Origin of the sequence: Cellulosimicrobium cellulans, assembly GCF_001722485.1 — a bacterium.
Lineage (GTDB): Bacteria > Actinomycetota > Actinomycetes > Actinomycetales > Cellulomonadaceae > Cellulosimicrobium > Cellulosimicrobium cellulans_A.
The window spans coordinates 1-17,080 of sequence record NZ_LWGL01000067.1; the positions used below are offsets into that span (position 1 = coordinate 1).

At 74.5% G+C, this 17,080-nt stretch carries 19 protein-coding genes; 13 read left to right on the top strand and 6 right to left on the bottom strand.

All coding sequences use genetic code 11. From position 1 onward, the window contains the following. The 5 genes from JZ5iCDA_RS18365 to JZ5iCDA_RS09250 all read left to right on the top strand — a co-directional run. Window positions 1-363: alanine racemase C-terminal domain-containing protein (locus tag JZ5iCDA_RS18365; protein WP_290438806.1), on the top strand; the 363-nt coding region annotated here is incomplete at its 5' end. Between the two features lie 107 nt (window positions 364-470). Beyond that, window positions 471-1,019: a tRNA (adenosine(37)-N6)-threonylcarbamoyltransferase complex ATPase subunit type 1 TsaE gene (gene tsaE, locus JZ5iCDA_RS18370; protein ID WP_069386921.1), complete on the top strand. Its 549-nt coding sequence runs from the start codon at window positions 471-473 to the stop codon at window positions 1,017-1,019. 9 nt (window positions 1,020-1,028) lie between these two features. Beyond that, window positions 1,029-1,748 (top strand): tRNA (adenosine(37)-N6)-threonylcarbamoyltransferase complex dimerization subunit type 1 TsaB, encoded by a 720-nt coding sequence (gene tsaB, locus JZ5iCDA_RS09240; protein WP_069386906.1) that lies wholly within the window; start codon window positions 1,029-1,031, stop codon window positions 1,746-1,748. Then, window positions 1,745-2,284, top strand: a complete 540-nt coding sequence (rimI, locus tag JZ5iCDA_RS09245; RefSeq protein WP_069386907.1) for a ribosomal protein S18-alanine N-acetyltransferase — start codon at window positions 1,745-1,747, stop codon at window positions 2,282-2,284. Before tsaB ends, rimI begins: the two co-directional genes overlap by 4 nt. Next, window positions 2,281-3,240: a sulfurtransferase gene (locus JZ5iCDA_RS09250; protein ID WP_069386908.1), complete on the top strand. Its 960-nt coding sequence runs from the start codon at window positions 2,281-2,283 to the stop codon at window positions 3,238-3,240. The genes rimI and JZ5iCDA_RS09250 overlap by 4 nt, the downstream gene beginning before the upstream one ends. A 28-nt stretch (window positions 3,241-3,268) precedes the next feature. Here the strand turns inward: JZ5iCDA_RS09250 and JZ5iCDA_RS09255 are convergent, their stop codons facing one another. Further along, on the bottom strand, window positions 3,269-3,886 hold the full coding sequence (locus tag JZ5iCDA_RS09255) for a malonic semialdehyde reductase (protein WP_069386909.1): 618 nt from the start codon (window positions 3,884-3,886) through the stop codon (window positions 3,269-3,271). Window positions 3,887-3,981: 95 nt separating this feature from the next. Between JZ5iCDA_RS09255 and tsaD the strand changes: the two genes are divergently transcribed. Then, window positions 3,982-5,049, top strand: coding sequence for a tRNA (adenosine(37)-N6)-threonylcarbamoyltransferase complex transferase subunit TsaD (gene tsaD, locus JZ5iCDA_RS09260; protein ID WP_069386910.1), 1,068 nt, complete (start codon window positions 3,982-3,984; stop codon window positions 5,047-5,049). A 179-nt stretch (window positions 5,050-5,228) separates the two neighbouring features. On the opposite strand, the gene JZ5iCDA_RS09265 is transcribed toward tsaD, so the two are convergent. Both JZ5iCDA_RS09265 and JZ5iCDA_RS09270 read right to left on the bottom strand, forming a co-directional pair. Beyond that, window positions 5,229-6,407 (bottom strand): glutamate--cysteine ligase, encoded by a 1,179-nt coding sequence (locus tag JZ5iCDA_RS09265; protein ID WP_069386911.1) that lies wholly within the window; start codon window positions 6,405-6,407, stop codon window positions 5,229-5,231. Next, window positions 6,404-7,690 carry a class I SAM-dependent methyltransferase gene (locus tag JZ5iCDA_RS09270; RefSeq protein WP_069386912.1) on the bottom strand — a complete coding sequence of 429 codons (1,287 nt, stop codon included), beginning with the start codon at window positions 7,688-7,690 and terminating at the stop codon, window positions 6,404-6,406. The genes JZ5iCDA_RS09265 and JZ5iCDA_RS09270 overlap by 4 nt, the downstream gene beginning before the upstream one ends. A gap of 254 nt (window positions 7,691-7,944) precedes the next feature. Between JZ5iCDA_RS09270 and groES the strand changes: the two genes are divergently transcribed. Further along, complete coding sequence (gene groES, locus JZ5iCDA_RS09275; protein ID WP_069386913.1) at window positions 7,945-8,238, top strand: co-chaperone GroES; 294 nt, start codon at window positions 7,945-7,947, stop codon at window positions 8,236-8,238. 143 nt (window positions 8,239-8,381) lie between these two features. On the opposite strand, the gene JZ5iCDA_RS09280 is transcribed toward groES, so the two are convergent. Beyond that, window positions 8,382-8,672 carry a WhiB family transcriptional regulator gene (locus JZ5iCDA_RS09280; protein ID WP_069386922.1) on the bottom strand — a complete coding sequence of 97 codons (291 nt, stop codon included), beginning with the start codon at window positions 8,670-8,672 and terminating at the stop codon, window positions 8,382-8,384. 345 nt (window positions 8,673-9,017) lie between these two features. Here JZ5iCDA_RS09280 and JZ5iCDA_RS09285 point away from each other — a divergent pair, with 345 nt between their 5' ends. Together JZ5iCDA_RS09285 and guaB are read left to right on the top strand one after the other, a co-directional pair. Further along, window positions 9,018-10,097: a MerR family transcriptional regulator gene (locus tag JZ5iCDA_RS09285; protein ID WP_139123043.1), complete on the top strand. Its 1,080-nt coding sequence runs from the start codon at window positions 9,018-9,020 to the stop codon at window positions 10,095-10,097. Window positions 10,098-10,181: 84 nt separating this feature from the next. Beyond that, window positions 10,182-11,726 (top strand): IMP dehydrogenase, encoded by a 1,545-nt coding sequence (gene guaB, locus JZ5iCDA_RS09290; RefSeq protein ID WP_069386915.1) that lies wholly within the window; start codon window positions 10,182-10,184, stop codon window positions 11,724-11,726. Between the two features lie 78 nt (window positions 11,727-11,804). Here the strand turns inward: guaB and JZ5iCDA_RS09295 are convergent, their stop codons facing one another. Further along, complete coding sequence (locus JZ5iCDA_RS09295; RefSeq protein ID WP_069386916.1) at window positions 11,805-13,418, bottom strand: flavin monoamine oxidase family protein; 1,614 nt, start codon at window positions 13,416-13,418, stop codon at window positions 11,805-11,807. A gap of 355 nt (window positions 13,419-13,773) precedes the next feature. On the opposite strand from JZ5iCDA_RS09295, the gene JZ5iCDA_RS09300 reads away from it, so the two are divergent. Then, window positions 13,774-14,412, top strand: a complete 639-nt coding sequence (locus JZ5iCDA_RS09300; protein ID WP_069386917.1) for a Rid family hydrolase — start codon at window positions 13,774-13,776, stop codon at window positions 14,410-14,412. A 30-nt stretch (window positions 14,413-14,442) separates the two neighbouring features. Here the strand turns inward: JZ5iCDA_RS09300 and JZ5iCDA_RS09305 are convergent, their stop codons facing one another. Next, the gene (locus JZ5iCDA_RS09305; RefSeq protein ID WP_069386918.1) at window positions 14,443-15,138 is read right to left on the bottom strand and encodes an exonuclease domain-containing protein; all 696 of its coding nucleotides are present in this window, start codon (window positions 15,136-15,138) and stop codon (window positions 14,443-14,445) included. A gap of 79 nt (window positions 15,139-15,217) precedes the next feature. Between JZ5iCDA_RS09305 and JZ5iCDA_RS09310 the strand changes: the two genes are divergently transcribed. From JZ5iCDA_RS09310 to JZ5iCDA_RS09320, 3 genes are all read left to right on the top strand, one after another. Then, entirely contained in the window at window positions 15,218-16,342 is a 1,125-nt protein-coding gene (locus JZ5iCDA_RS09310; RefSeq protein ID WP_069386919.1) for a GuaB3 family IMP dehydrogenase-related protein, read from the top strand. Window positions 16,343-16,350: 8 nt separating this feature from the next. After that, window positions 16,351-16,824, top strand: a complete 474-nt coding sequence (locus tag JZ5iCDA_RS09315) for a GNAT family acetyltransferase (RefSeq protein WP_069386920.1) — start codon at window positions 16,351-16,353, stop codon at window positions 16,822-16,824. Window positions 16,825-16,851: 27 nt separating this feature from the next. Then, on the top strand, window positions 16,852-17,080 hold a 229-nt coding region (locus JZ5iCDA_RS09320; protein ID WP_139123044.1), incomplete at its 3' end, for a hypothetical protein.

Sequence of the window (17,080 nt, forward strand, 5' to 3'; positions counted from 1 at the left end):
CTCGCCGGCGGGCGGGTGCTGCGCGTCGCGGGCCGCGTCTGCATGGACCAGGTCGTGCTCGACCTCGGGCCGGGCGCGACCGAGCGGGCGGGCGACGTCGTGACGCTCTTCGGCGCCGGGGCCGGCCTGCAGCACGGCGGCGCGCCGACGGCGGAGGACTGGGCCCAGGCCGCCGGCACCATCAGCTACGAGATCACGACGCGGCTCGGCGCCCGCGTGCCGCGCGAGCACGTGCGGCGCGACGTGCTCGACGACGCCGCGCGCGCCCTCGTGGAGCGCGCCGTCGGTCCGGGGACGACCGCGGCGCACGGGACGGGCCGGGCGCACGAGACCACCCGGCAGCACGAGAGGACGGCACCGTGAGCGGAACGACGAGCACCCCGGGCGACGACTGGCCGGCGGGCCGGGCGCAGAACCGGGCGGAGGGCCGGGCGCAGGACCGGGCGGCAGCAGACGCCACGGTCGACCTCATCCTGGTCGACGCCGAGGCGACCCGCGCGTTCGGGCGCGCCCTCGCCGGCGTGCTGCGGGCGGGCGACCTCGTCGTGCTCACGGGCGACCTCGGCGCGGGCAAGACGACGCTCACGCAGGGCATCGGCGCGGGCCTCGGCGTGCGGGGGCAGGTCGCGTCGCCCACGTTCATCGTCGCCCGCGAGCACCCCTCCCTGGTGGACGGGCCCGCGCTCGTGCACGTCGACGCCTACCGCCTCGGCTCGCTCGAGGAGGTCGACGCGCTCGACCTCGACTCGAGCCTCGACGAGTCGGTCACGGTCGTCGAGTGGGGCAGCGGCCTCGTCGAGTCCCTCGCCGTGGACCGTCTCGAGGTCGTCCTCGAGCGCCCGCGCGGTGCGGACGCCGCCGGCACCGGCGCGGAGGAGACCGACGACGCGCCCGAGGCGGGCGCGCGCCGCGTGACCGTGCGCGCCGTCGGCGACCGCTGGGCCGGGCTCGACGTCGCGGCGCTCGTCCGCGACGTCGGCGCCCCCGGGGCCGCCGTCCCGCCCGCCGCGCAGCCGTAGGCTGGAGCCGTGCCTGTTCTCGCCCTCGACACGTCCGCGTCCGTGACCGTCGCCGTGGTCGGCGACGACGGCGCGCGCCTCGCCCGCCGCGACGCTCCCGAGCGTCGCCGCCACGCCGAGGCGCTCGCGCCCCTCGTCGACGAGGCGCTCGCCGAGGCCGGTGTCGACCGCACCGACCTCGTCGCGGTCGCCGTCGGCACCGGGCCGGCGCCGTTCACCGGCCTGCGCGTCGGCCTCGTCACCGCGCGTGCCATCGGTTTCGCGCTCGGCGTGCCCGTCCTCGGCGTCCCGAGCCTCGACGCGGTCGCCGCGCAGGCCGTCAGCGACCTCGGGCTCGCGACCGACGACGAGGTGCTCGTCGCGACGGACGCGCGCCGCCGCGAGGTGTACTGGGCGCGCTACCGCGTCGTCGCCCACGAGGGCCCGCACGCCGTCCCCGTCCTCACGACGGTCGCCGGTCCGGACGTCGGCCCCGCGGCCGCGGTCGCCGAGCACGCCGCGGGGGCCGTCACCGTCGGTGAGGGCGCCGCGCTGTACGCGGACGTGCTCGACGCCGCGGAGGACGCCCCGCTCGTTCCTGACGCCGCGGTCCTCGCGCGGCTCGCCGTCGCGCGGCGCGACGCGGGCGAGGACCAGCCCACCGAGCCGCTGTACCTGCGCCGCCCCGACGTGCAGGAGGCGGCCGCCCGCAAGCGGGTCAGCGACACGCCCGCCGGCACGACCCGGTGAGCGCAGGCGACGAGGTCCGGCTGCGGCCGCTGCGCGCCGCGGACCTCGACCGCATCGTCGCGCTCGAGCGCACGCTGTTCGGGCGCGGGGCGTGGACGTACGGGATGCTCGCCGACGAGCTCGCGGGGCAGGGGCGCTGGTACGTCGTCGCCGAGCCGGCGCGGCACCTCGCCGTGGGCCCGCCGCCCGTCGTCGGGTACGCCGGGTTGTGGTTCGACGGCGACGTGACCCAGGTCATGACCATCGGCGTCGACCCGGCCTACCAGCAGCAGAAGGTGGGCTCGACGCTGCTCGAGGCGCTCGTCGACCGGTCCCGGCAGCTGGGCGCGAGCGCCGTGCTGCTCGAGGTTCGCGTCGACAACGAGCCCGCGCTCGCGCTCTACGCCAAGCACGGCTTCGAGCAGATCGGCCTGCGCAAGCGCTACTACCAGCCCGAGGACGTCGACGCGTACACGATGCGGCTCGTCCTCGCGCCGCTGCGCGACGACGACCCCGACTACGGCACCGCCCCGGACGCCGGGAGCGTCGTCGCATGACCGGCGCGCGCGACCGGGTCCTCGTCGACGCACCGACGCTCGCCGGGCTGCTGGGCCTTCGTGCCGACGGCGCCGGTGCCGCGGGTGGTGGCGCCGACCGGCCCGCGGTCCTCGACGTGCGCTGGGCGCTCGGCGTCACCGACGGGCGCGAGCGTCACGCCGCCGGCCACGTGCCGGGTGCGGTGTACGTGGACCTCGAGACGGAGCTCGCCGCGCCGCCGTCCGCCGCGGACGGGCGCCACCCGCTCCCGGACCCCGACCGGTTCCAGGCCGCCGCCCGGGGCTGGGGCGTCCGGGGCGACCGGGCGGTCGTCGTGTACGACGCCGTCGGCGGGACGTCCGCCGCGCGGGCCTGGTGGCTCCTGCGCTGGGCCGGGCACCGCGACGTGCGCATCCTCGACGGCGGGCTCGCCGCCTGGGAGCGCGCCGGGCTGCCGCTCGAGCAGGGTGACGTGCGCGCGGAGCCGGGGGACGTCGTCGTCACGCCCGGCGGGATGCCGGTGATCGACGCCGACGACACGGCCCGCCTCGCGACGTCGGGCGACGGCGTGCTCCTCGACGCGCGCGCGGGCGAGCGGTACCGCGGCGAGGTCGAGCCCGTCGACCCGCGCGCCGGGCACGTGCCCGGCGCCGTGAGCGCACCCACCACGGAGAACCTCGCGGACGACGGGACGTTCCTCGAGGACGACGCCCTGCGGGCACGCTTCGCCGACCTCGGCGTGGCGGCCGCCGGAGCGGGCGCGGGTCCGCGCGGCGGGGACGGTCCGGGAACGCCGACGCCCACCGCCGCGGGGGCGACGGTGGGCGTCTACTGCGGGTCGGGCGTCACGGCCGCGCACGAGGTCGCGGCGCTCGCGACGCTCGGCGTCGAGGCGGCGCTGTACCCGGGCTCCTGGTCGCAGTGGTCGAACGACCCCGCCCGGCCGGTCGCGACCGGGGCGGCGCCGCGCGGCTGAGCGGGCGCGCGGCGCCGTCGGACCGGCGTCAGACCGTCGTGATCGCCTGCTCGGGCGCGAGCCGCGGCGCGCGGGGGTAGGAGGTCCCCGCGCCCTGGGCGACGCCGACGTTGACGACGAGCAGCGAGCGCCAGCCGTTCTCGGCGAAGAACTCGGCGTCGATCCCGTCGCGGTCCATGCCGTTCATCGGGCCCGTCGCGAGCCCGGCGGCGCGCAGGCCCACGACGAGGTAGCCGGCCTGCAGGAGCGCGTTGGTGCGCGCCATCTCGTCGCGCACGTCCGGTGCACCGGCAAGGTTCTCGCGCATCCCCGGCACGTGGGGGAAGAGGGTGTCCATGTGCTCGTGGAACGCCGGGTCGTAGGCGACGACGAGCGAGAGCGGCGCGCTCGCGACGCGCTCCTTGTTGCCGTCGGCCATGTGCGCGGCGAGGCGCTCGCGGGCCTCGGGGGAGCGGACGGCGAGCACGCGCAGCGGCAGCGTGTTCATCGCGGTCGGGCCCCACTTCACGAGGTCGTAGACCGCGGCGAGCTGCTCGTCGGTCACCTCGGCGTCGGTGAAGTCGCGCGTCGTGCGTGCCTCGCGGAACAGGAGGTCGGCCGTGGCGTCGTCGACCCGCAGGGCGGGGGCGAGGGTGTCGATGCTCATGCCGCGGGCAACAGTCAAACATTCAACCGTCTTCCCCGCAGACGATGTGACATCGGCGACACGGGGTGCTCGTGGGCCCCGACTACCCTGGAGCCATGGCTTCCTCTGTGGTCGCGGGCGGCGGCGAACCGCTCGTGCTCGGCATCGAGACGTCCTGCGACGAGACCGGCGTGGCGCTCGTCCGCGGGCGCGAGCTGCTCGTCGACACGGTCGCGAGCTCGATGGACGAGCACGCCCGGTACGGCGGCATCATCCCCGAGGTCGCGTCGCGCGCCCACCTCGAGGCGATGATCCCCACGATCGAGCGGTCGCTCGGCACGGCCGACGTCGACCTGTCGGAGGTCGACGCGATCGCCGTGACCGCCGGCCCCGGCCTCGTCGGCCCGCTGACCATCGGCGCGTCCGCCGCCAAGGCCCTCGCGCTCGCGCTCGGCAAGCCGCTCTACGGCGTCAACCACGTCATCGGCCACGCCGCCGTGGACGAGCTCGTGCACGGCGCGTTCCCGGAGCGCGTCATGGCGCTCGTCGTGTCCGGCGGGCACAGCTCGCTCCTGCTCGTGGACGACGTCGCGACGTCCGTCACCGAGCTGGGCTCGACGCTCGACGACGCGGCGGGGGAGGCGTTCGACAAGGTCGGCCGCCTGCTCGGCCTCCCGTACCCCGGCGGCCCGCACATCGACCGCCTCGCGCGCGAGGGCGACCCGACGGCGATCCGCTTCCCGCGCGGCCTCACCGCGCGCAAGGACCAGGAGAAGCATGCGTACGACTTCTCCTTCTCGGGCCTGAAGACGGCGGTCGCGCGCTGGGTCGAGGCGAAGCAGGACGCCGGGGAGGAGATCCCCGTGCACGACGTCGCTGCCTCCTTCGCGGAGTCCGTCGCCGACGTGCTCACGGCCAAGACGATCGCGGCGTGCGAGCGCCACGGCGTCGACACCCTCGTGATCGGCGGCGGCTTCTCCGCCAACTCCCAGCTGCGCGACATGGCGGCGAAGCGCTGCGCCGAGGCAGGCATCGAGCTGCGCATCCCGCCCATCCGCTACTGCACGGACAACGGCGCGATGATCGCGGCGCTGGGCTCCGCCGTCGTCCGGGCGGGCGTCGCACCCTCGTCGCTCGACATCGGCGTCGACTCGTCCATGCCCCTGACGACCGTCACCGTCTGACTGATGCGGACGGCATCGTCTTGAAGCGGCGCAGGCCTGCCTTACTGCGAGCGTGTGGTGCGGACGAGGGGGCGCGGGTCGTGGCGGGCCTGGCGGGAGGCCGCGAGGCACGAGCGGCCGGATGGTAGACCCGCGCCCCCTCGTCCGGGCCACGCGCGACCGACACGCATGAGGACCGCTCAGAGGGGACGGCCCGCCCGCATCTCCGCGACGAGCGACCGCACGACCGCGTCGAGCTCGCCCCCGTGGCGACGGGCGACGGCGCGCTGTCGCTGGTACGACGCGCCGCGCCGCAGGATGGTGCGGACCCCGTCGAGCTCGTCGAGGCAGCCGAGGCGCGCCGCGACCGGCTCGAGCTCGACGAGCAGGCGGCCGACGGCGTCGGTGACGAGCTCCTCGTTCCCGGCGCGGTCGACGATGACGATCGCGTCCATGCCGTAGCGCGCCGAGCGCCACTTGTTCTCCTGCGCGAACCACGGCGGGAGCGTCGGGAGCTCGCGGCCCTCGTCGAGCATCGTCGAGAAGTGCTCGACGAGGCAGTGCGTGAGCGCCGCGAGCGCGAGGAGCTCGGTGAGGTTGGTCGTGCCGTCGCAGATGCGCGTTTCGAGCGTCCCGAAGCGCGGCGCGGGCCGCAGGTCCCAGCGCACCTCGGTGAAGTCGTCGATGACGCCGGTGTGCAGCATGTCGGCGACGTAGCCCTCGAGCTCGGACCACCGCTCGAACTGGAAGGGCAGCCCTGCGGTGGGCAGCTGCTGGAACATCAGGGCGCGGTTGGACGCGTACCCGGTGTCCTTGCCGCCCCAGAAGGGCGAGCTCGCGGACAGCGACTGCAGGTGCGCGAAGCACGTGAGCATCGCCCGCTGGATCGGCAGGACCTTGTCGCGGTCCTCGATGCCGACGTGCACGTGCACGCCGTAGATGAGCATCTGCCGCCCCCACCACTGGGTACGGTCGATGAGGGTCGTGTACCGCTCCTTGTCCGTGACCTTCTGCTGGGCCCAGCGCGCGAAGGGGTGCGTCCCGGCGCACATGAGCTCGACGCGCAGCGGGTCGGTGACGGCGCGGATCTCCTCGATCGAGCGCTCGAGGTCGCGGCCGGCCTCGCGCACGGTGCGGCGCACGTCGCTGACCACCTCGACGGTGTTGAGCAGGAGCTCCTGCTTGATCGACGGGTGCTCGCCCCCGCCCGCGGGCCGCACGGCGTCGAGCACGGTCCGCGCGACCTGCCGCAGGTCGCCCGAGTCGGCGTCGACGAGCGCCAGCTCCCACTCCAGCCCGACGCTCGACCGCTCCGACCGGGCGAAGGGGATGGCCGGCGCGCTCGGCCGGCCCCCGAGCCCGGTGCCCGTCGCGCTCACCCGCGGGCGCCCGGGCCGTCGACGCCCGGCGCGGACGGCGTCCGGTCGAGAGGTTCCACGACGAGGGCGCGCTGGCGGCCCCCGACGCGCGTGAGCACGAGGGTCGCCTCGGCGTCGCCGGAGAGCGCGAGCTGCTTGCGCAGCAGCTCGGGCGTGACGGCGGTGCCGCGCTTCTTGATCGTCACGCGGCCGACGCCGCGCTCGCGCAGGTGGGCGCGCAGGCGCTTGAGCCCGAACGGGAGGTCGTCGAGCACCCGGTAGCCGTGCGCGATGCCCGCGGCGAGGCCGTTGTCGTGGGCGGGCACGGGGGAGTCCGTCGTGACGTACGCGATGGTGCGGTCGAGCAGCCGGCCGCGGAGCTCGGCCGCGGCGTGGCCCACGAGACCGGCACGGATGACGGCCCCGTCGGGCTCGTAGAGGTAGCGCCCGACGGCGCCCACGTCGGGGACGACGTCGTCGTCGTCCGGGCGGTGGGCGAGCCGCCGGGTAACGGTGCGCGCCGTCCCGTCGGCGTCCGTGGTCGTGGTGAGCACGAGCGCGGCGCGGCCCGGGCCCGCGGGGGCGAGCGGGCCGAACCACAGGCCGGCCTCGACGACGTCGCCGTCGACCGACACCCACTCGGTCTCGGCGTCGGCCGGGAGGCCCTCGTGCGCGATACCGGGGCCGACCTTGATCCCGACGGCGGGCACGCGCTCCCGCAGTGCCCACACGTCGTCGAGCGGCGGCGCGTAGGCACGCGGGTCGAACACGCGCGAGCCGGACCGGGTGCGGCGGGCCGGGTCGGCGTAGACGCCGTCGACGCCCTCGGCCGCGAGGTCGAGAGCGAGCCCGTCGCCGTGCCGGACCTCGGCCTCCGGGAAGTGGCGCAGGTTGACCGTCGCGACGGCCGCGGTGAGCTCGTCCACGTCGGTGGCGAGGACGCGCAGCCCCGTGCCCGCGAACGCGAGCGAGTCGGCGCCGATGCCGCAGGTGAGGTCGGCCAGCTTCGTGACGCCCGCGTCGAGGTAGCGCTGCGCGTGCAGACCGGCGACCACGAGGCGCGTCGACTGCTCGAGGCCGGCCTGGGTGAACAGCATGCCGTCGGCGAAGTCGCCGAACTTGGCGTGCGCCGCCGCACGCAGGCGCGACTGCGTGAGCGCCGCGGCGGCGAGCTCGGAGTCGACGCCCTTGGCCCGCAGGCCCGCCGCGAGCACGAGGGCCTGGCGCTCCTCGTAGGGCGGCAGCGCGCCGAGCAGGGCCCAGCCCTCGGGACTGAGGAGCTTCGAGAGGGCGGTGGCGTCCATGCCGTCGATCCTTCCACGGGACGCGGCGACGACGCGCGGGGGCCGGCGGCGAGGCCGGGGACGCCCTGCTGACGTCCTCACGACGTTGGCACTCGCCTTGACCGAGTGCTAACCGGGTCATACATTGGGCAGCGGTCACCCTGGTCCTCGGGCCGGGTGGCTCGTGAGCGTCCTTGCCGGCCGGCACCCGCGACGACGGCCGACGGCGCTCGACCCATCCGTTGCAGTTCTCACCGCGAAAGGGGAGGTCCGACGTGTCGGTCCCCATCAAGCCGCTCGAGGACCGGATCGTCGTGAAGGCCCTCGAGGCCGAGACCACGACCGCATCCGGCCTGGTCATCCCGGACACCGCCAAGGAGAAGCCCCAGGAGGGCGAGGTCCTGGCCGTCGGTCCGGGCCGTGTCGACGACAACGGCAACCGCGTCCCGCTGGACGTGACGGTCGGCGACAAGGTCATCTACAGCAAGTACGGCGGCACCGAGGTCAAGTACGGCGGCGAGGACTACCTCGTCCTGTCCGCGCGCGACATCCTCGCCGTGGTGGTCTGAGCCACCCGCTGCACCGCGAAGCCCCGTGACCGTCCTGGTCACGGGGCTTCGTCGTGTCGTCGGCGAGTCGTCCTCGTCGCGCCGGTGGCGGGGAGTCGAGGGGAGAGAGCTGTCGGGGAGGGGTTGTCAGCCGCGCTGCGGTGTCAGACCGCGCTGCGGGCGCGCTCCGCGAGGATCGCGGCGCGCTCGTCCTCGCTCAGGCCGCCCCAGACGCCGTACGGCTCGCGCACGCGCAGCGACGCCTCGCGGCACTCCATCATCACGGGGCAGCTGTGGCAGATCGCCTTCGCCGCCTCGGCGCGACGCCGGCGGGTGGAGCCCCGCTCGCCCTCGGGGTGGAAGAACAACGTGTCGTCCGCGTCGCGGCACGAACCCTGGTACTGCCATTCCCAGAGTTCCATGACCGGACCGGGGAGCCTCGAGATCTCTGCCATGCCGAACAACGTACAAGCGTTGCACCAGTTGTTCAAGCCCTGGTCGCTGCGTCGCGTCGTCGGCATGCCTGCTGGTCGAAACGTTGCACGCTTTCGCGCCGTGGCATGCCGGATCGCGCCGAGGTGCGGGTGGCTCGGCCCGCGGCAGGATGGTGAAGCCTGCGGTGCTGGCACGACCGGGTGCCGCGGCGCGTTTGCGCACGAGGTGAACAAACCATGCACAGCGTCTGGCGCGCTGCAGGTCACGGTCTGGTGAGGCGGGTGGCGGGACCGGGAGGGGGTCGGCAGAATCGATGCATGACCTCCGTGCGGTCCGCCCCCGGTCCTGAGGGAGCCCGACCGACCATGACGTACAGCCCCGGCCTCGCCGTCGCCGTCGTCGCGCGTCGGCTCGGGGTCGCCCCTGCCACGCTGCGCACCTGGGACCGTCGGTACGGTCTCGGGCCGTCGGAGCACCGGGCGGGCTCGCACCGCCGGTACACCGACGACGACGTGGCGCGTCTCGTCATCATGCGTCGGCTCACGCTCGACGGCGTCGCGCCGTCCGACGCCGCGAGGGCGGCGCTCGAGGCGGACGGCGACGAGCTCGCCGCGCACCGCGGCACGGTGTCGTTCGACGTCGAGGCGGACGGCCACGACGACGGCGACGACGACCTCCGCGACGAGGACGCGGACGCGTCCGGCGTGGCGCCGGCACGACCGTTCCTGCGCGCCGTCCCCGGAGGGGAGCAGGACGGCGCGCCCGCACCGCGCGCCGTCGGCGTGCGCGACCCGCGCCCGACCGTCGTGTCGGACGTCGTCGACGCCGCGATCGCCTACGACCAGCGCACGTGCGACCGGCTCCTGCGCATCCCGTCCGGCGACGACCCGGCCGTGTGGTGGTCCGAGCTCGTCGAGCCCGCGCTCGAGCGCCTCGCCGAGCGCACGGTCCTCGCCGGGCCGGGCGAGGTGCCGGAGGTCGTCCTCGCCAACGCCACGCTGGGCGCCCTGCGCGAGCACACGCAGGCGCGCGAGGAGGCCGTCGTCGCGGCGGGCGGCCCGCCGCCGAACCACCCGAGCCGGATGCGGCGCATCGTCCTCGTCTTCGCGGCGCCGGACGAGCCCCTGCCGCTCGCGGCGCACGCGCTCGCGGCCTCGCTCGGCGCGCACGGCGCGATGGCGCGCATCGTCACCGGGCCGGCGAACGTCCACCGCACGCTCGAGCTCGTGACGATGGTCCGTCCCGCGGCGGTTGCGATGGTGACGACGCAGGCGCGCCCCGACCTCGGCATCATCCACGCCGCGTTCGAGGCCAATCCGGAGCTGCCCATGTTCGTCGGGCTCCCGAGCGACGACGTCGCCGGCGAGCTGCCGCTGGCCACGACCGTCCACCGGGTGCGCAGCTTCACGGGGCTGCTGCACGAGCTGCTCGCCGTCGTCCGCTGACCCGTCCGCCGGCGGCCCCGCCGGTCGGGACCGGCCGCCGGCCGTGCCCGGAGGAAGGGCTCGGGCGCGGCGTAGACTCGACGCGTGACCGTCTCGCCCGCGCCCTCCGGTTCCACGCCCGCCACGACGCCCGAGCACGACCCGTTCGGCTTCCTCGGGCTCACCTACGACGACGTGCTGCTCCAGCCCGGGTACTCGGACCTGGCGCCGTCGGAGATCGACACGACGACGCGCCTCACGCGCGAGATCTCCATCCGCGTGCCGCTCGTCTCGGCCGCGATGGACACGGTCACCGAGTCCCGGATGGCGATCGCGATGGCGCGCCAGGGCGGCATCGGCGTGCTGCACCGCAACCTGTCGATCGAGGACCAGGCGTACCAGGTGGACCTCGTCAAGCGCACGCAGACGGGCATCATCTCCAACCCGGTGACGATCGGCCCGGACGTGACGCTCGAGGAGCTCGACAAGAAGGCCGGCGAGTACCGCATCTCCGGTTTCCCCGTCCTCGACGGCGAGCAGCGCCTCGTCGGGATGGTCACCAACCGCGACCTGCGCTTCACGCCCGTCGCCGAGTGGGCCACGACCAAGGTCGACGAGGTCATGACGCGTCAGCCGCTCATCACGGGCCCGGCGGGCATCTCGCGCGAGGAGGCGAACGCGCTGCTGCGCAAGCACAAGCTCGAGCGCCTGCCGCTCGTCGACGCCGACGGCCGTCTGGCCGGGCTCATCACCGTCAAGGACTTCGTGAAGTCCGAGCAGTTCCCGCACGCGTCCAAGGACGGCCAGGGTCGTCTGCTCGTGGGCGCGGCGATCGGGTACTTCGGCGACGCGTGGGAGCGGGCAACGACGCTCATCGAGGCGGGTGTCGACGTGCTCGTCGCGGACACCGCGCACGGCAACGTGCGCATGCTCATCGACATGGTGCGCCGGCTCAAGACCGACCCGGCGACACGCGACGTCCAGGTGATCGGCGGGAACGTCGCGACGCGCGAGGGCGCCCAGGCGTTCGTCGACGCCGGCGCGGACGCGATCAAGGTCGGCGTCGGCCCCGGCTCGATCTGCACGACGCGCATCGTCACGGGCGTCGGCGTCCCGCAGGTGACCGCGGTCTACGAGGCGTCGCTCGCCGCCCGCCCCGCGGGCGTCCCGGTCATCGCCGACGGCGGCATGCGCCACTCGGGCGAGATCGGCAAGGCGATCGTCGCGGGCGCCGAGACCGTCATGCTCGGGTCCATGCTCGCCGGCACGGAGGAGTCGCCGGGCGAGACGATCCTCGTGAGCGGCAAGCAGTACAAGGCGTACCGCGGGATGGGCTCCATGGCGGCCATGTCCTCGCGCGGCAAGAAGTCGTACTCGAAGGACCGCTACTTCCAGGCCGAGGTCACGCGCGACGACATGATCGTCCCCGAGGGCATCGAGGGGCAGGTCCCGTACAAGGGCACCCTCCAGGCCGTCGCGCACCAGCTCGTCGGCGGGCTGCACCAGACGATGTTCTACGTGGGTGCGCGCACCGTCCCGGAGCTGCAGCAGAAGGGCCGCTTCATCCGGATCACGTCCGCGTCGCTCAAGGAGAGCCACCCGCACGACGTGCAGATCACGGCCGAGGCGCCGAACTACTCGGGCTTCTGACGACCTGAGGAGCGGTCCGACGGGACGGCACCACCCGTCCCGTCGGCCCGCCCCGTCGACCAGTCCCGGCGGTCGCCCTCAGGTGGTCATGACGCGGGTGTGCAGCGCCTGCACGGCGTAGCGGGCCGCCCAGAAGGCGCCGTGCTGCCAGGCGGAGATCTCCGACATCCAGTCGCCCGCGAAGTACACGTTCCCCGCGCCCTGCTGGAGCAGCTTGAAGCGGGACGACTGCGTGTCGGGGTACGCCCACGCGCCCTCGACGTAGGGCACCTTGTGCCACGCGATCGAGAAGGACGTCTCGAGCTCGGTGCGGTACTTCTCGCCGTGGATCTTCACGCCCTGCTCCACCGCGCGCAGCTCGCGCTGCCTCGGCGCCATGTCGGCGTAGGCCCGGGCGTTGACCCCGGTGTTGTAGTAGCCGACGACGAGGCCCTTGCGCTCCCCGTACCCGTACGACGGGTACCAGACGTGCGCGAGGTCCATGTCGGTCTCCGTGATCCCGCCGAAGATTCGGTGGTCGTCCTCCCAGAACCGGGACCGGTACTGCAGGCCGATCTTGCCGGCGGGCGCCCCGACGGCGAACTCCCCGAGCGCGGCGTCGACGTCCGGGCCCCAGTTCGTCGTCCAGCGGCGCATGAGCCCGGCCGGCGCCGTGACGACCGCGAAGTCGGCGTCGATCCGGCGCGTCCTGCCGTTGCGCGCCGTGTAGGTGACGGCGACTCCCCGGCTCGTGTTCTCGACGGCCGTGACAGGAGAGCTGAGCTGCACGTTCTGCTTGCCGACGGCGCGCACGAGGTACTCGGAGATGGTGTCCATGCCGCCCTTCGGCTGGAACATGAGCATCGACTGCTCCCAGTTGATCTCGAACGGGAAGTACATCCCGACCCGGGAGGCGAGCACCTCGGAGACGCTGCCCGGCCCCGGCAGCGGGGTGCCGTGCTCGTTCCACGCCGAGGGGTAGGTCGAGAAGCCGCGGTTGTTCCCGCCCTGGTAGGTGCCGTCCGCCTTGAGGGAGCCCCAGCTGCGCAAGAAAGCGCGTAGGTTCTCCTTGTCCGCGGCGGTCAGCCGCTGGTCGAGCGCACCCTGGTCGGTGGCGTAGCCCAGGAGCTCGGACGTGTACCCGAACACGTCCGCCTTGGCGGTGCGGTAGCGGACCGGGTTGCCGGGGGTCGCGCCCGAGCGCTCGTTGTAGAGGTAGGCGTCGGCGTTCGCGTTGGTGAACACCTCGTAGGGCACACCGAGCTCGCGCATGTAGTCCATCGTCACCATCCACTGGGCGATGCGACCCGCACCGGCGTTCATGTAGATGTTGCGGTCGAAGCGGGCCGTCTGCCGGACGCCGTCGACGTCGGTCTCGGAGTCGCCGCCCCGGATGGTCAGCGTGCGTCCGCCCGCGCGGTGGCGCGCCTCGAGGACCGTCACCCTGTAGCCGGCCTTCTGCAGCTCGTACGCCGTCGCCAGGCCCGCCGGCCCGGCACCGACGACCACCACCTTCTTGGCGGAGCGCCCGGTCAGGGTGAAGTCGCTCTTCGTCGGGGCGATCCAGGACTCGTTCCTCGGCTGCGCCGCCGCGGTCGGCGCCAGCCCGACGGCGCCCATCGTCGCGAACATCGCGCCGGCGCCGGAGGTGACGCCGACGGCCTGGAGGAAGCTTCGCCGGGAGACGCCGGCCGTGTTCTCGTCAGTGACCATGTGGCTTGGCCCTCTCGTGGTGAAAGGCCTGACGGACGACCTCCCCGGTCCTGCACGCCGGGCGCCGCCGTCAGCACCGGCACCGAACGTAGGGGCGCCGCGTCGCCGCCCGGCGTCGGGCGCGTTTCGCGAGGGTCACCGTCGGACGATCCTCGTAAACGTTCGGTTTCGGGACGTCCCGCGTGGCGGCCGCGGTACCGGCACCCGCACGTGGGGACGGGCGGGGGAGCGGTGGCCTGGCGACACGTGGGCGACACGGCGGTGAAACGACCGCGCGCTACGTTCCCCGCTCCGGTCCGCCCGGACCGGCGTCCCCGGGACACCGGGAACGCCCGTGCTCCCGCCTGGAGGCATCGTGAAGAACCGCACCAAGATCGCCGTCGCCGTCGTCCTCACCGCGGCCGTCGCCGTGCCCGGCACCGCCGTCGCCGCCGGCCGGCACTTCCAGCCCCGGCCCACCGAGGCGGTCTCCTTCGTCACCGGCGACACCGCGTCGATCGCGGACGGGGTGGCCTTCGGGAAGAACGTCGCCTGGTACAAGTCCTCGGGGCTCGGTCCGTCCGCCCTGAACAGGGCGCCGGGCGTCTCCGCGGAGGAGCGCTACGTCCCGACGGACGTCTTCCCCGGCGGGGTGCTCCCGGCGGGCGTGACGATCACCGAGGCGCAGGGCATCAACGTCCTCATGCGCATCGGCGAGAACCTCGAGCGTGCCGGGCTGTCGTACGACGACGTCGTCTCCATGCGGGTGTTCCTCCAGAACCCCGCGGGCGAGGAGAAGATGGACTTCGCCGGGTGGAACCGGGCCTACCGCCAGTTCTTCGCCAACACGAACCGGGCGACGGGCGAGCCGCTCGACGTCCAGCTCGGCTCGGCGACGACCGAGCCGATGGTGGTCAACCCGGCGAGGCCGTCGCGGTTCGCCCTGGAGATCGAGAACCTGCCCGTCGAGGGCTGGCTGGTGGAGGTCGAGGTCGACGCGGTCTACCAGCGTTGACGGGCGCGCCGGCGCGGCGGCCCTGTCCCCTCAGACGGGCCAGCGGCCGTCCGCGCCGGCGCCGACGTAGGGGCGCTCGCGCGTGCTCTCGTCCAGCTCGTCGACCCACCGGCGGTGCGCGCCGACCTGGTGGTCGTGCAGCGCCTCGAGGCCGGTCGCGGCGAGGTGGGGGTGCGCCCGGACGAGCGCGTCGAGCAGGTCGAGCGTGGCGAGCGCGTCGACCTCGGCCGCGTGGAGCGGCGCGGGCGTGAGCACCCCGTAGTGGTCGCACAGGTCCGCGAGCCGTCGCTTGCCGTCGCGCGCCGCGTCGGTGTCCCGGTCGAGCACGAGGGGGTCGAGGACGGGCCGGACGGGACGACCGAGCCGCTCGGGCAGCGTGGCGAGACCGTGGCGCGCGAGCTCGACGTCGAGCAGCGTGAGGTCGAACGCCGCGTTGTAGGCGACGACCGGCACGCCGGCCCGCTGGTGGGAGACGAGCAGCGACGCGATCTCCTCGAGCGCCGCGGCGGGCGCCTCGCCGTGGCCGACGGCGTGCGCGGTGGTGATGCCGTGGATCGCCGTCGCCTCGGGCGGGATCGCCGTGCCCGGGTCGAGCAGCCACGTCCGCACCGACGTGCCCGCCCGGTCGCGCAGCACGAGGGCCGCGGTGACGATGCGGTCGGTCTCCACGTCGAGGCCGGTGGTCTCCGTGTCGAACGCCACCAGGGGCCCGGTCGTCCAAATCATGGCGCCACCCTCGCAGGGGCCGCCCACACGCCGTCCGGCACGACGGCCTCGCCCGTCCGGCCGCCGGTAGGCTGGTCCGGTGAGCAACGACATCGAGATCGGACGTGGCAAGCGCGGGCGGCGCGCCTTCTCCTTCGACGACATCGCGGTCGTCCCGTCGCGGCGCACGCGCGACCCGGAGGAGGTCTCGGTCGGCTGGCAGATCGACGCCTACCACTTCGACCTCCCCATCCTCGCGGCGCCCATGGACTCGGTGATGAGCCCCGCGACGGCGGTCGCGCTCGGCAACCACGGAGGCCTCGGCGTCCTCGACCTCGAGGGCCTGTGGACGCGGTACGAGGACCCGGAGCCGCTGCTCGCGGAGATCGCGGCGCTCGAGCCGGACGTGGCGACGCGCCGCATGCAGGAGATCTACGCCGAGCCGATCAAGGCCGAGCTCATCACGCAGCGCCTCAAGGAGATCCGCGCGGCGGGCGTCACGGTGGCTGCGGCGCTCTCCCCGCAGCGCACGCAGGAGCACTACCAGACCGTCGTGGACGCGGGCGTCGACCTGTTCGTCATCCGCGGCACCACGGTGTCCGCGGAGCACGTGTCGGGCGTCGCCGAGCCGCTCAACCTCAAGCGCTTCATCTACGAGCTCGACGTCCCGGTGATCGTCGGCGGCGCGTCGACGTACACCGCGGCGCTGCACCTCATGCGCACGGGCGCGGCGGGCGTCCTCGTCGGGTTCGGCGGCGGCGCCGCGCACACCACGCGCGTGAGCCTGGGCATCCACGCGCCGATGGCGAGCGCGGTGGCGGACGTCGCGGCCGCGCGCCGGGACTACCTCGACGAGTCGGGCGGCCGGTACGTGCACGTCATCGCGGACGGCGGCGTCGGCCGCTCGGGTGACCTCGTCAAGGCCGTCGCGTGCGGCGCGGACGCGGTCATGCTCGGCGCCGCGCTCGCGCGCGCCGAGGAGGCGCCGGGCCGTGGCTGGCACTGGGGCTCGGAGGCGCACCACCCGCAGCTGCCGCGCGGTGAGCGCGTGAGCGTGGGCACCGCGGGCACGCTCGAGGAGATCCTCTTCGGCCCGGGCCGTCGCGCCGACGGCACGCTCAACCTCGTCGGTGCGCTGCGCCGGGCGATGGCCACGACGGGGTACTCGGACCTCAAGGAGTTCCAGCGCATCGAGGTCGTCGTCTCGCCGTACCAGCCGCGTTGACCCGGGCGATGCCCGGGCGGGCCGAGGCTCTCGAGGTCGGCGACGTCACCGACGCGGACGTGGAGGCCGTCGTCGCGCTGTGGCGCGCGTGCGACCTCACGCGCCCGTGGAACGACCCGTACCGCGACATCCAGGACGCGCGCCTGGGCGAGACGTCGACCGTCCTCGTCGCGCGCGCGGCCCGCGGGTCCGTGCCCGACGGCGGGACGTGGCGCCCGGGGGACGTGGTCGCCACCGCGATGGTCGGCGTCGACGGGCATCGCGGCTGGGTGTACTACCTCGCCGTGGACCCGCGTCATCAGGGGCGCGGTCTCGGTCGCGAGATGGTCGTCGCGGCCGAGGCGTGGCTCGCCGCGGCGGGCGCGCGGGCCGTGCGGCTCATGGTCCGCTCGACGAACGACGCCGTCCTCGGCTTCTACGAGCGCCTGGGGTACGTCGACCAGGAGTGGACCGTGCTCGGCCGCCGGCTCGGCGACGACTGACGTCGCGGCGGCGGGACGGGGAGCGGGGTGAGCGTGTCGTCCACGCGGTGGTGGCCCGACGTCGCCGAGCTCGCCGCGCTGGAGGCGGAGCACCGCGCGCGCGTGCGCGCCGCGGACCGGCTGGTCGCGGTCGCCGACCTGCTGCCGCCGGGCGGTGACCTCGACGACGTGGTCGCCGTACGCCTGCCGGACGGCTCGCGCGCGGCCGGCGTCGTCACCGACAGCGAGGTCGACGAGACCGCTCCCGCGGCGACGT

Excerpts from the sequence above, each read along its gene's own strand:
- JZ5iCDA_RS09250 (WP_069386908.1), top strand. The coding sequence starts at position 2,281 with ATGACCGGCGCGCGCGACCGGGTCCTCGTCGACGCACCGACGCTCGCC.
- JZ5iCDA_RS09255 (WP_069386909.1), bottom strand. The coding sequence starts at position 3,886 with ATGAGCATCGACACCCTCGCCCCCGCCCTGCGGGTCGACGACGCCACG.
- tsaD (WP_069386910.1), top strand. The coding sequence starts at position 3,982 with ATGGCTTCCTCTGTGGTCGCGGGCGGCGGCGAACCGCTCGTGCTCGGC.
- JZ5iCDA_RS09270 (WP_069386912.1), bottom strand. The coding sequence starts at position 7,690 with ATGGACGCCACCGCCCTCTCGAAGCTCCTCAGTCCCGAGGGCTGGGCC.
- JZ5iCDA_RS09280 (WP_069386922.1), bottom strand. The coding sequence starts at position 8,672 with ATGGCAGAGATCTCGAGGCTCCCCGGTCCGGTCATGGAACTCTGGGAA.
- JZ5iCDA_RS09285 (WP_139123043.1), top strand. The coding sequence starts at position 9,018 with ATGACGTACAGCCCCGGCCTCGCCGTCGCCGTCGTCGCGCGTCGGCTC.
- JZ5iCDA_RS09295 (WP_069386916.1), bottom strand. The coding sequence starts at position 13,418 with ATGGTCACTGACGAGAACACGGCCGGCGTCTCCCGGCGAAGCTTCCTC.
- JZ5iCDA_RS09305 (WP_069386918.1), bottom strand. The coding sequence starts at position 15,138 with ATGATTTGGACGACCGGGCCCCTGGTGGCGTTCGACACGGAGACCACC.
- JZ5iCDA_RS09315 (WP_069386920.1), top strand. The coding sequence starts at position 16,351 with ATGCCCGGGCGGGCCGAGGCTCTCGAGGTCGGCGACGTCACCGACGCG.